Genomic DNA, 15,416 nt, shown 5'->3' with positions numbered 1-15,416 from the left:
ATGAGGCTTTATAATCATTGACGAATTATGCCGAAGAAAGGCACGATGGAAGGAAAATATCGCCAAGAAAGGTAGAGTGCCCAATGCAAGCCATTCGTCATCGTCATAGCACTTTTTTCAATGTCGTGCTGTTGACGCTTCTTTTTGCCGGAACCATTATGCCATCCTTCGTCAATTATGCCTATGCTGATGCTTCTTGGCCCGCTTCTCCGCCAGCGGCTGTATGTACGGATCCGAGATTATTAAGCGGTCCAAGCGTCGCTCCCGATGGGGCTGTGATCGTGCCGGCAGGGGATAACGGCGGCTTCGATTTCAATCGGCCGGGGGCTACGTTCTGGTTTGAGCCAGGCACGCACACGCTTGCAGACGATATTTATGGTCAGATTCAAGCCAAGGCCAACACGACCTATATTGGAGCTCCGGGCGCAATTCTCGATGGACGGAATAATAATTTGTACGCATTCACGGGCGATGTACCGAACGTAACCATCCAGCATCTCACCATCACAAATTTTGGCCGAGGCAATGATAACAATAACGAAGGCGTCGTCAACCACGATGCCGGCACCGGTTGGACCATTCAATATAACACGATCTCCAATAATGACGGCGCAGGCGTGTTTCTAGGCACGGATAATGTTGTCCGTTACAATTGCCTGAAGGATAACGGTCAGTATGGCTTTAGCATGTATAAACCTCCGATTGAAGGAGATTCGGCCATTAAAAATATCGTGCTCGACCATAACGAAATTGCCGGAAATAATACGGATAACTGGGAAGCTCAGATTCCCGGTTGCGGCTGCACAGGAGGAGGTAAATTTTGGGATGTGGAAGGCGCGAAGATAACCAACAACTACATACACGATAACAAAGGAACCGGTCTGTGGGCAGATACGAATAACATCGATTTCCTGATTGAAGGGAATTGGATCGACCATAACGACGGCGAAGGCATTTGGTACGAAATTAGTTACAACGCTACGATCCGAAACAATACGATCAGCCGCAATGCATGGGTAAGCGGCAATAACAATCAAGGATCGCCCGGCCCGGCCATTTACCTGTCCGAATCGGGCGGCGATGCGCGTCTTGCTTCGACCGTAAGCGGAGCGCCAAAGATCCGAATCTACGACAATTCGTTCATCGATAATTTCTCGGGCGTTTCTATCTACGAAAATGCAAACCGATTCTGTAACTCAAACGGCAATACAAGCACGGGATACTGTACGCCATTCGTGGATCCAACGATTATTCCCGACACCGGGCGCAGTTATGATTACCCGAATCCGATCAGCGACGCGCATCCTTGCTATACCGATATTGCCTCCGAACCCTACAAGACCGATTGCCGGTGGCATGCAAGCAATATTGAGGTAAATAACAACGAGTTTCATTTTGACGAGAATGTTGTGCCTTGCGCGGGTACTTACTGCGGCGTACAGGCTTTGATTGCAACGGGAGCCGACAATATACCGTGGTCGCCCTATACCGTTGCCGGCATTCAAGAGGATGTGATGTTCGGGAACCATAACCGCTTCCATGATAATCAATACGTCGGCAATTGGCGCTTTGCCCAAGGATACGGAGAGGCCGTGTCGTTTAATACTTGGAGATCCGCGCCATTCAGCCAAGATAGGAATAGCACATTCGACGGCGATCCCGACTTCGGCGGTTCAAGCGGCGGAACGCCGTCGGCTGAACCTGCCGCGCCTGCCGCAAATGATCTGGACGCGGATTCGGCTACTCTAGAAGACTCTATCGGAAAGTGGCAAAACTGGTATTCCGCATCAGTCACGCAGTCTGCTCATGAAGCGAACAGCGGAACGCACAGTCTTCGTATCGATGTTACCGACCCATGGGGCTGGGGAGCGGCGCTTTCGAATTGGCCAGGGTTTTCTACGACAGCAGGATTGAAGAAGCTTAGCTTCTGGGGCAAGCTTGGTTCGGGGACAAGTTTGCAACCCAGGATGATTGTAAAATGGCTGGATAGTAACAACATGGTACTGCAAACGAACGAACTGAAATCGCCTGCTCTGACAGCCGAGTGGCAGCAATCGTCCGCATTGGTCGATGCGCCTGAAGGAGCATCGACCGTGCTCGTATCTCTTATCGGTTCGGGGAATCCGGGAGATTATCTCTACCTGGATGACATGGTAGTTGGCGATGCGCCTAATGCTCTCGATGCCGACACGGCCGGCGGTGAAGCCTCGGCCGGTCTATGGCAGTCCTGGTATTCCGCTTCCGTTACGGCATCGACATACGAAGCGCATCGCGGGACCGGCAGCCTTCGTGTTGACGTAGCGGATTCATGGGGTTGGGGCATAGTAACCGCGAATTGGCCCGGGTTTACGGCAAGTGCCGGCAATAAGCGGGTGAGTTATTGGGCCAAGCAAGGTACCGGATCTCTATCCGAGGTGACGCTCAGGGTTAAATGGTTTGATAGAAGCCAGACACTATTGCAAACCGATCTTATACCGCTGAGCGGGTTATCGACTAACTGGCAGCGGGCCGACGCTAACATTGCCGCGCCTAACGGGACTGCAAATGTCTATCTCGAGATATATAGCCCGTCAGGAGCCCCGGGTGACAGTCTTTACCTGGATGAGATCGTTATCGCCGACTCGAACTAAGTCGGTCATAGGCAAAGCGGTAGATTAACGGGAAGTTTAATGGAATAAGAAAACTCGCCTTTCCATAGAGGCGAGTTTTTTTATTTCTGGCGTGTCCAGCTAAGCACGTCTCTTCTAGCTGATGGAAGTCCGGTCGCGGTATGGGTCCCGAAGTGAATTTACAATGCCAATTACATGGACTCAAAACCCTTTTATAAGTCGCATGCACATGAATGACGAACATCGGAAAGCTGTATGAGGGAAAACCTCACGTACGGTTTGATGAGGAGGGGCTGAAAAAAACTCAGCTCTTTACTCTAGCAATGAAGGATCGGATGTTCCATACGATCAATCTTTCAAAATGAAGTTGTTAGACGATTAGATGGTTTCTGTGAAGATTTGAAAGGTAACTCCAAACCGATCCGTTACCATGCCGAAGGCGGGACTGAAATAGACTGGTTGCAAAGGCATGAGTACCTTTCCTTCCGAGCGCAACGAATCATAAATACGCTCTGCTTCCGGTACTTCCTTCACGGTAACGCAGATGTTGACCTGATCTCCGCGCTCCAATTGCTGGTTAGGTTCTGTATCGCCGACGAACAGTTCGGAGCTGCCGACAACCAATACGGAATGGGCAATTCTTGGCTTCCATTCTTCGGCTATCGGCGAGGGGTTTCCATCCTCTGGAATTTCCCCGAACGTTTGTTTGAACACGACTTGCGCGCCAAGAGCCTGTTCGTAAAACCGGATTGCTTCATTTGCATGTCCATCGAGCATAATAAATGGGGTGAATTTGACATTCATCTTCCTACAACTCCTTCAATTAGATTTAGGATTGGACTCCTCTATGATTGTATTGGATAATAGTGACAAATCACGTCATGGTTATAGCGGATTTTTGGCAAGCAAGGAGGATTGGCAAGTGTCTAAAGCTAAACGGTTGATGGAATTAATTGTTGCGGTCAATCGCAAGCGCCGATTTACGGTCAAGGAGCTTGCCGATGAGTTCGGCGTTTCTATGAGGACGATCCTTCGGGATTTGCAGGAGTTGAGCGAGCTAGGCATACCTCTGTATTCTGAAGTAGGCCCGCATGGCGGCTACCGGATTTTGCAAGAACGGCTTTTGCCTCCGATCGCCTTTACAGAGCGGGAGGCGGCGGCGGTGTTTTTCGCTGTTCAGGCGTTGCGTCGATATTCATCTCTGCCGTTTGAAACCGAAACGTCAACCGCGTTGAACAAATTCTATACTTATATGCAGGAAGATGTGCGCGCCCGGATCGATAAGATGAGAGACAGAGTTGATTTCATTACGCCGGTTCGACGAGCACAGTCACCGCATTTGCCCGTATTGCTGGATGCAGCCATCCGACAAGTTGTCTTGCTTGTGGATTATGCATCTAAACAGCAGCGGGGAAAACGAGAGATTCAACCGATAGGCATATACACCCAAGGGGGACTGTGGTACTGCTTGGCCTATTGCTTTCTTCGCAAGTCTTTTCGTGTGTTCCGCTGCGATCGGATCGATTCAGCTGTTCCTTCGGATTCCCCGCCGCTTGACTTGCAGCAGATTCATCTGGGGAGTAAAGAAGAGTTAATTCGCCTTGAAGAAGATAGCGTGTACCTGTATGCTGATCTGTCCAAAGAAGGTGTGGAAGCATGCGAAGCGAATCCTTGCCCGGTTCCCCTGCTCCATGTTTTCAATGACGGCACGGGGCGGCTCGAAGGAAATGTGGAGAGAAGCGATATCCCGTATTTCGCTTCTTATTTTGTCGGGCTCGGCAAGGAAGCTACGGTGCGGCAACCGAAGGAGCTGCGTGCAGCGATTAGGCAACTGCTGTCTGATTTGATGGTTCGTTACGCAGACGAAGGGATCGTGACGCAGGAATAAAGGCATTCCTCTAAACTCATTTTAGCCGCAAGAACAACAAACGAGGTTTAGATTACCCCTTAAATTTACGGAGCCGCGAGCTTTCTCAGGCTCCGTTTTCTATTTTGCAAGCCTGCGATTCGCCAAATTTGAGGATGTGCAGAAATTGAAAATCGGGCCAAAGGCAGCATTGCAAGCGCCAACATGGCAACGTTTTCAATAAATGCCGATGGCTCAAAAACTGTTTCTATACAGCTCCTCCTCAGCGCGGATAAGGTGTTAATGGGATCGCGAAATCGAAAGGCGGCGGTTATCGTCTTACGCTTCCATAAGGGCGCATCGGGCATGAACGATCCCTGCATCTGAACTAATCACGCTTGGTAAAAGGGAGGATTACAAATGAGAAAAGCATTACCCGCATTGCTTACGGTCGGCTTGGTCGCGTCATTGCTTGCAGGATGCAGCGGCGGCAACAACGGGAATAACTCTTCCGCAAGTCCATCGGGGGCCAACGCAAGCGCAAGTCCCGCCGATTCCGGAAGCGGCGCCCCGGCAGAGACGGTGAAGCTGACGGGACTCATCGTTAAACATCCGCTCACGCAAGAGTTGTCCAAGATGGATTGGCTGACGAAGGCGGAGGAGCGCGCCGGCGTCAAGATCGAGTGGCAGGAGATCTCCGCGGACTGGGATCAGAAGAAGGGAGCGCTGCTCGCGGGCGGCGACATTCCGGACCTCATCGTCGGGCCGAACGCGATCACGGACGCGGACTTCGCGCAATTCCCCGGCTTGTTCCAGGACCTGACCGAGCTGATCGCCTCGAACGGACCGAACGTGCAGGCGATGTTCGACGAGAAGCCGGAGACGAAGGTCATCGCGACGCAGACGGACGGCAAAATCTACGGTCTTCCTAAATATCAAAGGTACTGGCCTTCGACGGTGTCCCGTCAATATATCAATCAGAAGTGGCTCGACAATCTGGGGCTCCAGATGCCGACGAATTGGGACGAGCTGTACGACGTGCTCGTCGCCTTCAAGGAGAAGGATGCCAACGGCGACGGCGACGCAAACGACGAAATCCCGATGGACTTCGCTCCGGTCGGCACGACGGGCTTCGGCTTCTTCCAGCCGCAGGTGCTGCTCGGCAGCTTGGGCATTACGCTTACGGACAGCAGCGGGCAAGGGTACTTCGCGGAGGACGGCAAGATCAAGAACTTCTTCGTCGACGACCGGTACCGGCAGCTCGTCGAGTTCCTGAACAAGTGCTGGGAGGCCGGCCTGATCAATCCGGAGGCCTTCACGCAGGACTATTCCAAGTTCCAATCGGTAGCCCGCGGCAGCGGCGACAAAGCGAAGGTCGGGTTCTCCTGGGGCTGGGAAGTAACGGACCGCTTCGGCAATACGTTGGCGCCGCAGTACGCGTCGATGTCGCCTCTTAAAGCTTCCGCCGATTCCAACGTTCAATTGTCGTACGACTATGACTTCAACACGCTGAACTACGGCGTGAACATGATCGAGATGTCGGCGAAGACCAAGAACAAGGACGCGGCGATGCGGTTCATCAATCAACTGTATGACCCGGTCGTCAGCATGCAAGTGTTGTTCGGCTCGATTGGCACGAACATCAAGGATAATGGCGACGGCAGCTATGCGGTGCTGCCGCCGACCGACGCCAACATGGATCCGGGTACGTGGAAGTGGACGTCTACTTGGGCGGACAACGGCCCGATGTATATCTCGGATTCCCTGAATCTGACTCTCGGAACCGACATGCAATCCGTCGGCAAGCAGACGGAACCGCTCGACGCGGTCATGAACGCGATCGACAAGGAGAACGACGTGCTGCCGAGCATGTTCATCAAGTACAGCAAGGACGATAACAACGCGATGAGCCTCGTGAACACGAACTTGATGAATCTCGCGATGGCCAAGTTCTCGCAATGGGTAACCAAGGGCGGAATCGGCAAGGAGTGGGATGCGTACGTGAAGAACATTCAGAAGATCGGCTTGGACGGCAACCTTAGCATCATGCAGAAATATTACGACGATTACAAGAGCAAGAATTAATCGGGTTCGGGTTCGCCTAGCACACATTCCGGAAGGATGCTTCATCCTCCCAGAGGAGAGGCATCCTCCTTTCTCAGGAGGCTGATTATGTCGTCAAGGACGCATAAACCCGCTAACAGAGCCTTGTCGGAGCTTCGGCGCGACTATCAGCTCTGGTTGATGGTCTTGCCGGCGATCGCCGTCGTGTTTCTTTTCAACTATGTCCCGATGTATGGCATCCAGCTCGCTTTCCGCGACTTCGATTTTTCCAAGGGCTTAACGGGTGGAGAATGGCGCGGGTTGCACTATTTCTCGCAATTCATTCATAGCTACCAGTTCGGCGATCTGATGAAGAATACGTTCTTTATCAGCTTGGCGACGATCGTGTTGGGGTTCCCGGCTCCGATCCTGCTGGCGTTGATCCTGAATCAAGTCAAGTGGGTTAGAGCCAAGAAATTTCTGCAGACGATCGTCTATATGCCTCACTTCATCTCCATCGTGGTCATGGTCGGGCTGCTTAACGTTCTGCTGTCACCGAATACGGGCATCGTCGGGCATTTGATCTCGAGCATCGGTCATACGGATTTGAACCTGCTGGCGTCGACCCGCTCCTTCGTTCCCGTCTTCGTCTTGTCCGATATCTGGCAGCATGTCGGCTGGAACAGCATTATCTACCTGGCCGCGCTCTCCACGGTCGATCCGAGCCTGTACGACGCGGCCAAGATGGACGGCGCGAACAAGTGGAAGACGATGCTCCACGTCGATATTCCTGCGCTCGTTCCGACGATCATTATCCTGTTTATCTTGAGCATGGGGAACGTCTTGAGCACGGGCTTCGAGAAGGTGTTCCTGATGCAGAATTCGCTTAATCTTCCCGTCTCCGAGGTCATCTCGACTTACGTGTACAAGATCGGGATCGTCTCCAACCAGTTCAGTTACTCCGCGGCGATCGGTCTCTTCAATACGTTCATTAACTTCGTTTTCCTCTATACGATGAACTGGATAGCGAAGCGCAATTCCGATATTAGTCTCTGGTAGGCAGCCCGGGAGGGGGATCTTATGCAGGCGCAAACGATACGTTCGGGGAAAAGAAGCCGCGGCGAGACCGCCTTCGACGCGGCGATCGCGGTTTTATGCATCCTTATCTTCATCATTATCGCCTATCCGCTCTATTTCGTGATCATAGCCTCCGTCAGCGATCAGACGCTGGTCTCCACCGGCAAGGTGACCTTATTTCCGCGTGGGTTCAGCACCTTCGGTTATGGCGAAATCTTCAAGGACAGCCGGATTTGGACGGGGTATCGCAACACGGTCTTGTATACGGTCGCCGGCACGCTCTTCAATCTGCTGCTCACCCTTCCGGCGGCGTATACGCTCTCCAGGCCTGAATTCCGGGCAAGGCGGATTCTCATGTTCCTGTTCGTCTTCACCCTGTTCTTCAACGGCGGCCTGATTCCGACTTATATCCTGATGAAGGATTTGCACCTGACGAACACCATGTGGGTGTTTATCGTTCCGTTCGCGGTGAACGTCTTCAATCTGATCATTGCGCGCACCTTCTTCGAAGTATCCCTTCCCAAGGAACTCTACGAGTCCGCTTCGATCGACGGGTGCTCGCACTTCAAATTCTACGCGTTGATCGCGATGCCCTTATCCAAGGCGATCGTCTCCGTAATCGCGCTCTATTATTTGGTGGCGCATTGGAACGATTTCTTCACGGGCCTTATCTATATTCATTCCAATGACCTGCAGCCTCTGCAGATCGTCCTGCGGGATATTCTCCTCTCCAATCAAGTATTCTCGCAGGGAGCGGGGTCCGGCGGCAACGCGGGCGGATACGCGCAGCAATTCGCCGATCAGGTGAAGTACGGGGTCATTATCGTGTCCACGCTGCCGATTCTGATCGTGTACCCGTTCATTCAGAAGTACTTCGAGAAGGGCGTCATGATCGGTTCCGTCAAAGGATAGGCAGGCGAGCCGCGAATAAGGAAGACGGCCCGCCCGCTTACCGGAGGCCGTCTATTCTTGTCAATGCTTATAATAATCGTCATAGGCCTGCTGATACATCCGTTTCAATAATGGAAGTCCCATCTGGTCAAGCTGCTTCAAGTAGTCGTCCCATTGCGAATCCGCGTTGGACTTGACGATCCATTCCGCGAATTTCTGATCGACCAGCTTCAAGATATCCCTCTTCGCAAGCGACATCTCGTCGATCTGCTCGGCCGAGAATTTCACGATAGGGTAGATATCCCTCGGGTCGGCAGGCGCATAATCGCGGTATACGTCGTCCAGCTCTTGCCGGGCGATGACGGAAGGCGGCTGGATCGTCTTGCTCTCCAATTCGTCGGAAGCGTACAGGGGGCCGTCGTCGACCAGCGCGTTCGTCCATTGTTGGGTGTCCTGATCTCCGTCCGGGGCAGGGGTGATCTCGTAACGGCCGTCTTCGCGTTTGGCAATGAACTCCGGCATGGAGCCATAGTAGCCTTGGATGGAGTTATCTTCGCTATAGAAGCTGTTGATCCACTTCATCGTCTCGATCGGGTGCGCATTGCTCTTCGTCATGGTGAAGAGGTTCGTCAGAAGCTGGACCCGGTCCGGGCTGGTCGGCCATACGGGCTTGATGTCGTCGCTGCTCTTAAGCGGCGCTAACGGTTCGTATTCGGAGGCCCATTGGTCGACCCGATCGGTAAGCGACCATCCGAAGGTGACTCCGACCGTGGCGACATCGTCCTGCTGCGCCTTCGCCTTCATGCCGGTGTAATCCTGCGTGAACACTTCCGGATTAATGAGCTTCTCTTGCCAGAGTCCGGCAAGGTATTCGACTAATTTCTTGTATTCTTCTCCCGCGAACAGGAAGCGAATATTGCCGTTCCGAACTCCGATCATCTCTTCGGTGAAGTGGTCCGAGATGCCGTAGGCGCCCAGCAGGCTCGTAACGCTGAACAGCCCTCGGCTGCCCATGCCGCCGCCGGCCCCGGCCCACCAGTCCAAGCCGATCTCGTCCGGCTTGCCGTTGCCGTTGGGATCCTTGTCTCGGAAGGCGATCAAGACGTCCCGAAGCTCTTCCAGCGTCGTCGGTTTCCGCAGGCCGAGCTTGTCGAGCCACTTCTTGTTGATCATCATGACGTTTAAGCTATTCGGCCGTATGGGCCTCACCGCTGGGAGAGAGTAGATCTTGCCGTCCGGGAACATGCTGATTCGTTTCGTATCCGGCCTCTCCGCGAACATCTTCTTAATGTTCGGAGCGTACTTGTCGATATATTCGCTCAGGTCGACGAAGTGGTCCTTATTCGCGATAATATCTTGATCGGTCAATCCGGCGAGGAAGGCATCCGGCAGGTCTCCGCTCGTCAATACGACGCTCTTCCGCTCCTCCCAGCCGGTGCGGAGCTGCGTCCATTCCACGTTCACGTTCGCGTCCCGGGCGATTTGCGTCAAGTAGGGAATATCCTGCAGGTCTTTCGTGAGCTGATGCGTGACGGTCATCACCTGGATGGTCACCGCGCCTCGGCCGCCGGTTCCGTTGTCGGCAACCGTGCTCCCATTTGCATTGCTGCAGGCCGTAAGCGCCGTCGCGACGAGCGCGAAAGCAAGGCCGATTGCCGTGCGTTTGCTCTGGATCATGCGTACCCCCCTCGTTTGGATATCGGCATCGGTTACCGGTTGATCTCCCGGAATTGGCCGGGCGTAACGCCGACGCTCTTCTTGAACGCCCGAATGAAGCTGGACGTGTTGGCATAGCCCGTCTGTCCCGCGACTTGCTCAAGCGGCAGGCGGGTCTGGATAAGCAGCTGCTTGGATTTCTGAATGCGGCGGCCGTCCACGTATTCCTTGAAGTTCTGACCCGCCGTCTTCTTGAAGTAGTGGCTGAAATTCGATACGGACATTCCGTAGCGTTCGGCGACCGTCTGCAAGGAGAAGGTAGGCGCGTATTCGTTCTCCTCGATATAATGCAGGACGTCGTCTAACGTCGCCGCCTTGGCGGACGCCGTCGCGTTCGTCATCAAGCCGCACAGCAGTTCCGTGCTTTCCTTCAGAAGGGCCGTCATCTCTCCGACGGAGAAGCGATCCTGGAACGTAGTCGCGCTTAGCCGTTCAATCCCTTCCTGATGCTTGAGGCGATGAAGAGAGCCTGCGAGGATATGGGATAGATTCCAATAAACCGCGCGGATCATGAAGGGAGGCGTCCGATCCTGCCTCAGAAATTCGATGAGATGGGCGACGGTTCTTCGTACTTCCGGCACGTCGTTGGTCAAGATAAACAATTCGAGAGAATGGATGGCTTCGGAAGGATAGGGAACGGATTCATTCCTTCGTTCCGTCAGCGAATCGAACGATACGATCGAGGTGTCGTTCTTGATGCGAAGATGCTCGACCGCGCGGAGAGCGTTCATATAAGAGACGTGGAAGCCTTCGGGTCCGTCCGCCTCGTTGCCGATTCCGATGCAGAGCTTAGTCCCGACGCGGCTCGCGATCTCTTCCTTAAGCTCGCGGAGCGCGCACTCCAGGCTAACGTCCGGCCGATGGGTCGACACGAACACAATGTCCTCGTGATGGATGCCCTTGATGAAGTAACCGTCAATGCCGCTGGCTATGCTAGGCTCGCGTCTCTTCAGCTCGCTAAGGATGGCCTCCGCGTCCCCCTCGGACGCGAGAACCGCAACCGAACACTTCGGATAGCCGAAGCGCAAGCCGTAGGCATTCGCCTCTTGGGCGAACTGCTCCAGCGAGGCATATTGGCCGCTTAACAGCTCCGAGAGCAGGGTATCCCTCACCTTCGGAACGCTTCGCTTCACGCTCTCGTCGAGCTTGTAGTTCTCGTCCGACAGATTGCGGAGAGCGGAATGGATAATATCGAGCTCATTGCCGCGTTTCTCCTCTACGCCGCCGAACACGCTTTTCGATAGGTGGACGAGAGCTTTGATCGGATTATAATTTTTGCGGATGGAGACGGAGATGACCATGATCTCTATCAGCAAAATAATCCCGACCAGCACGAACGTATTGCGCTGCGTCTCCTTCGTCTGTTGCAAGGCTTGCTTAAGCGGATTGATGCTGACGTATTTCCATCCGTTCTGCTGGGACACGGTCTGAGAAGCGATGTAAGAGGTGCCGTCATAGGAATAGACCCCCGACTTCCCGGATTGAAGCCGGCTCATGAATTGCTTGAACCCTGCCGACCGCAGATCGTCCCGTTCGCTAAGCGTAAAGATCGGGTTGTCGTTCTGATCCAGGATGATAAAGTCCCCCGTGTACGCGTTGGATACGGATTTCATCAAACGGGCGAGCGTATCGTGCTTGATCATGAAGAGGACGCTGCCTTCTCGGCTGTTGCCGAGCGGAAGCGGAAGCAGTATCGTGATCATCTTGACGCGCCCTTCGCCAACGATCGTAACGTCCTCCGTAGGACGAACTTGAATGGAATCGAGTCGATCCAGGTCGCGGGCGAACTGTTCCGGGCTCCAATCGGCATAGACGAACCCGGATTTGGGATTCATGAACTCCTTGAGCTCATAGCTGAATCCGGTCCGCGAGAAGAGGTAGCCGTTTTTTTTGACATAGAGGAAGGTATTGTAGAACAAGGCATCCAGAGAATTGTATTTTTTCATCTCGTTCGTGACGACCAAGCGTTGATAGTCATCGGCGCCGATGAGGGAGAATTTGATCTCCCGGTTATCCACGATGGAAGCGGGAAGCGTGTAGACGGACTTCATGAAGATATCCATGCTGTTCGCTACCTGTTCCGTCACGTGCTCGTTCCAATCCATTTCCTTCTGCTTCACGATGGACGTAGAGTACGGATAGTAATAGAAGAGAATGACGGTCAACGGCAGCAGCAAGACGACGATATAAGAGACCATGAACTTCCATAGCAACTTCATCCGTTTTTTCTTCATAATAGCGCCTCCATAAAAATTCAAAAAAAGAAAGCGGCCCAAAGCTAGTTCTGTCTCTAGGCGCTTTCCTATGTATAGAGTTGGCTATGAAGCTGATGTAAGCCCTTTCTTACAGTATAATCGTGAAAATACCCGGTATCTAGCCTGTTTCTTACGGCATATTCAACCTATTTTACGATGCGGAGGAGGATCCGAAGTGGAGAATGCCCTGTTCGAGCATACGGATATTCCGGACCGAACTTTTCCAATCAACGTATTCCAGGTCTCTCTGCCTCATCCGACTTCGATTCCTCTTCATTGGCACGATCATCTGGAATGGATGCTTGTCCGCAGGGGAGCCTTTCGCGTTCGGATAGGCTCTCATTCGGAAGAGCTCGGCGAAGGAGACATGCTCTTCGTTAACGCCGGAGAGATCCATGCCGCGTTTCCGTTAGGCGACGATACGGAGCTGATCGCGATCGTATTCAACGATGCGCTGCTGCGCAATTCCGCCCTCGACCGAACGGAGAGGGCATTCGTCATGCCGATCTTGAATCGAGAGATAACCGTCCCAAGCGTCATTAAGGCGAGCCATCCTCTTGCGAACGCGATCGGCGAATGCTTGGAGCGAATCGATGTGGCCTATAGGGAGAAACGCAAAGGCTATGAATTGTTTATCAAATCCGATTTGCTTCGATCGATCGCCTACCTTCTGAGCGCCTCGGAGGATGAACCGCCCGTCGACCGGGCGGCCGGCGGCGAGTCTTCGATCGAGAAATTCCTGCGGCACGTCAGCAGCCGGTTCCGGGAGCCGATAACGATCGAGGAGGCTTCCGCATTTTGCAACTTAAGTCCGAACTATTTTTGCGCTCTCTTTAAGAAGACGACAGGGAAGACGTTCACCGAATATTTGAACATGCTTAGGGTGCACGAGGCCGAGCAGCTGCTGCGGACGGGCCAAACGACGGTCAGCGAGGCGGCGAGAATATCCGGTTTCTCGAACTTGACTTATTTCGGCAGGGTGTTCAAGCAGTTTAAAGGAGTCCGTCCTAGCGAGATCCTGGGACATGCCAAGGCTCTTAGAACCTATTAAACGGGCTGCTCTTTGCGGTATCGGGAAGGGGTTATGCCCTTGTACTGCTTGAACAGCTTCGTGAAGTAGTTCGGATTGTCGCATCCGATATTGCCGGCGATCTCGGTCACGGACAGCTCCGTCCCAAGAAGCAGTCGCTCCGCCTCGTTGACCCTGCAGAGGTTGACGTACTCGATGAACGTGCGCCCCGTCAGCTTTTTGAATATTTTGCAGAAATGATAGGGATTCAGGCTTAACTGCTTGGCGGCGCTGTCGACCGTATGCTTCTCCGATAAACGGCTTTCGATATCCTGAAGGAGAGACTTGAATCTATCGCTGTTCGGATCGGGACGGCGGCCCGGCTTGCCCGACTGGCGCTGCGGAGGGAATATTCCCGAGAGCCGGGTCAGCAGCATATGAAGCTGGGAAACGATAATAAGCTGATAGCCGGGGGGCTTGGCGAGGAACTCCGCTGCGGCCTGATCGAGCAAATCGTAGGATTTCGCGCATGAAGGCTCGATGGCTGCAGGCTTAACCGGCAACGAGGCTCGGCCTTCCAAGTAAGGAAGGACATAACGAGCGTGGACCGGGTCTTGGACCCAATTGCGAAACAGGGAAGCGTTGTAAACGATGGAAAGATAGGCGATATCCCCCGCGCACGTGCTGAAGCCCGTATGCAGGCTGCCCGCGGGTACGAACAACACGTCGCCGGGTTCGACCTCGTAAGGCTGGCTGTCGATATGGAAAACGCCGGTTCCTTGCCGCATGACGATGATTTCGAAGTGCTCATGCCAGTGCAAGAAGAGGATACACTGATCGATTCGGGCATCGCGGCATTCGTTGAAGAAGAAATGGATCGGATGATCCTTGTCCGCAATGCTGGTCAGTTCCCGCAATTCCTTTGGATAAGTCATACGAGCTCAACTCCCCAAGATAGGACGATAATAGCACAAGATTAGAAGGGTAAGCGTTTCATTCAGCCGATATAATGAGCCTATATTCCCTACATTACCTCAAAATAGGAGTGGTTCTCAAGATGTCGATTGGGCAGATTCGAATTGGCACGCTGGTTGGCGGAGGCGATGCGGCGCGCGTTATTCCTCAGATCGCCCCGCACGGCTTCGAGTCGTATAGTTTGACCTTCTGGCAAACGACGGGAAGCACGGATCTTAAAGAAACGTCGAAACAAGTTCGCGAGCTGGCGGACAAACACGGCTTCGTCATATCGTCGCTCGGCATTTTCGGTAATCCGCTCACCGGAGAAGGCGATAACGCGGACTCTTTGGCCAGCTGGGAACGATTGATCGACCACGCCCCTCTGTTCGGGACGGATATCGTCTCCGGATTTACAGGCCGCCTGACGGGGCAATCGATCGATGCTTCCTTGCCGAGATACGCGGAGGTATTCGGAGAGCTGTCGCGCAGAGCGGCGGATAAGGGAGTTCGGATCGCCTTCGAGAACTGCGATATGGGCGGGACCTGGGAATCCGGGGATTGGAATATCGCGCATAACCCGACGGCATGGGAGAAGATGTTCAACGCGATCCCATCGGATAACATCGGTCTTCAATGGGAGCCATGCCACCAGATGGTGTCGCTCATCGATCCGATTCCCCAATTGCGCAAATGGGTCGATAAAGTGTTCCATGTGCACGGCAAAGACGCGACGATCGCGTGGGATGTCGTGAGGGAATACGGCATTCACGGACCTAAACCGTTCGTATGGCACCGGACTCCGGGGTTCGGCGATACGAATTGGTCCGATATCATTACGATCCTTATGCAGGCAGGCTACCAGGGAACGATCGATATCGAGGGATGGCACGATCCGGTCTATCGGGACGAGCTGGAGATGACGGGACAGGTTCACGCGTTGAACTATTTGAAGCGGTGCAGGGGCGGCACGTTCGTCGCGAATCCGGTGTGAGTCCAAGACGGGGAGGCATTCA

General features: G+C 53.6%; 11 protein-coding genes. 7 read left to right on the top strand and 4 right to left on the bottom strand.

Features of this window, described 5'->3' with window-relative positions:
* Positions 1–83: 83 nt before the first annotated feature.
* Positions 84–2,630 (top strand): right-handed parallel beta-helix repeat-containing protein, encoded by a 2,547-nt coding sequence (locus H7B67_RS10655; protein ID WP_185119805.1) that lies wholly within the window; start codon positions 84–86, stop codon positions 2,628–2,630.
* 357 nt (positions 2,631–2,987) lie between these two features.
* Here the strand turns inward: H7B67_RS10655 and H7B67_RS10650 are convergent, their stop codons facing one another.
* Positions 2,988–3,413: a VOC family protein gene (locus tag H7B67_RS10650; RefSeq protein WP_185119804.1), complete on the bottom strand. Its 426-nt coding sequence runs from the start codon at positions 3,411–3,413 to the stop codon at positions 2,988–2,990.
* Positions 3,414–3,531: 118 nt separating this feature from the next.
* Between H7B67_RS10650 and H7B67_RS10645 the strand changes: the two genes are divergently transcribed.
* The 4 genes from H7B67_RS10645 to H7B67_RS10630 all read left to right on the top strand — a co-directional run bounded on the left by H7B67_RS10645 (position 3,532) and on the right by H7B67_RS10630 (position 8,487).
* On the top strand, positions 3,532–4,497 hold the full coding sequence (locus H7B67_RS10645) for a WYL domain-containing protein (protein WP_185119803.1): 966 nt from the start codon (positions 3,532–3,534) through the stop codon (positions 4,495–4,497).
* 378 nt (positions 4,498–4,875) lie between these two features.
* Positions 4,876–6,540, top strand: coding sequence for a type 2 periplasmic-binding domain-containing protein (locus H7B67_RS10640; RefSeq protein ID WP_185119802.1), 1,665 nt, complete (start codon positions 4,876–4,878; stop codon positions 6,538–6,540).
* Between the two features lie 87 nt (positions 6,541–6,627).
* Positions 6,628–7,557 (top strand): ABC transporter permease, encoded by a 930-nt coding sequence (locus H7B67_RS10635; protein ID WP_185119801.1) that lies wholly within the window; start codon positions 6,628–6,630, stop codon positions 7,555–7,557.
* Between the two features lie 21 nt (positions 7,558–7,578).
* Entirely contained in the window at positions 7,579–8,487 is a 909-nt protein-coding gene (locus tag H7B67_RS10630) for a carbohydrate ABC transporter permease (RefSeq protein ID WP_185119800.1), read from the top strand.
* Positions 8,488–8,547: 60 nt separating this feature from the next.
* Here H7B67_RS10630 and H7B67_RS10625 read toward each other — a convergent pair whose 3' ends face one another.
* Both H7B67_RS10625 and H7B67_RS10620 read right to left on the bottom strand, forming a co-directional pair.
* Entirely contained in the window at positions 8,548–10,143 is a 1,596-nt protein-coding gene (locus tag H7B67_RS10625) for an extracellular solute-binding protein (protein ID WP_185119799.1), read from the bottom strand.
* A gap of 32 nt (positions 10,144–10,175) precedes the next feature.
* The gene (locus H7B67_RS10620; protein ID WP_185119798.1) at positions 10,176–12,416 is read right to left on the bottom strand and encodes a helix-turn-helix domain-containing protein; all 2,241 of its coding nucleotides are present in this window, start codon (positions 12,414–12,416) and stop codon (positions 10,176–10,178) included.
* Positions 12,417–12,612: 196 nt separating this feature from the next.
* Here H7B67_RS10620 and H7B67_RS10615 point away from each other — a divergent pair, with 196 nt between their 5' ends.
* A complete protein-coding gene (locus tag H7B67_RS10615; protein WP_185119797.1) occupies positions 12,613–13,488 on the top strand; it encodes a helix-turn-helix domain-containing protein in 876 nt (291 codons plus the stop codon).
* Here the strand turns inward: H7B67_RS10615 and H7B67_RS10610 are convergent.
* Complete coding sequence (locus H7B67_RS10610) at positions 13,485–14,381, bottom strand: helix-turn-helix transcriptional regulator (RefSeq protein WP_185119796.1); 897 nt, start codon at positions 14,379–14,381, stop codon at positions 13,485–13,487. The two genes, H7B67_RS10615 and H7B67_RS10610, sit on opposite strands and share 4 nt — an antisense overlap.
* Positions 14,382–14,503: 122 nt before the next feature.
* Here H7B67_RS10610 and H7B67_RS10605 point away from each other — a divergent pair, with 122 nt between their 5' ends.
* The gene (locus H7B67_RS10605) at positions 14,504–15,394 is read left to right on the top strand and encodes a sugar phosphate isomerase/epimerase family protein (protein ID WP_185119795.1); all 891 of its coding nucleotides are present in this window, start codon (positions 14,504–14,506) and stop codon (positions 15,392–15,394) included.
* The last annotated feature ends 22 nt before the right edge of the window (positions 15,395–15,416 follow it).

Origin of the sequence: Cohnella thailandensis, assembly GCF_014212135.1 — a bacterium.
GTDB classification, from domain to species: domain Bacteria; phylum Bacillota; class Bacilli; order Paenibacillales; family Paenibacillaceae; genus Cohnella; species Cohnella thailandensis.
The sequence above is the reverse complement of the archived record's forward strand: the minus strand, read 5'-3'. Positions and strand labels throughout refer to the sequence as shown.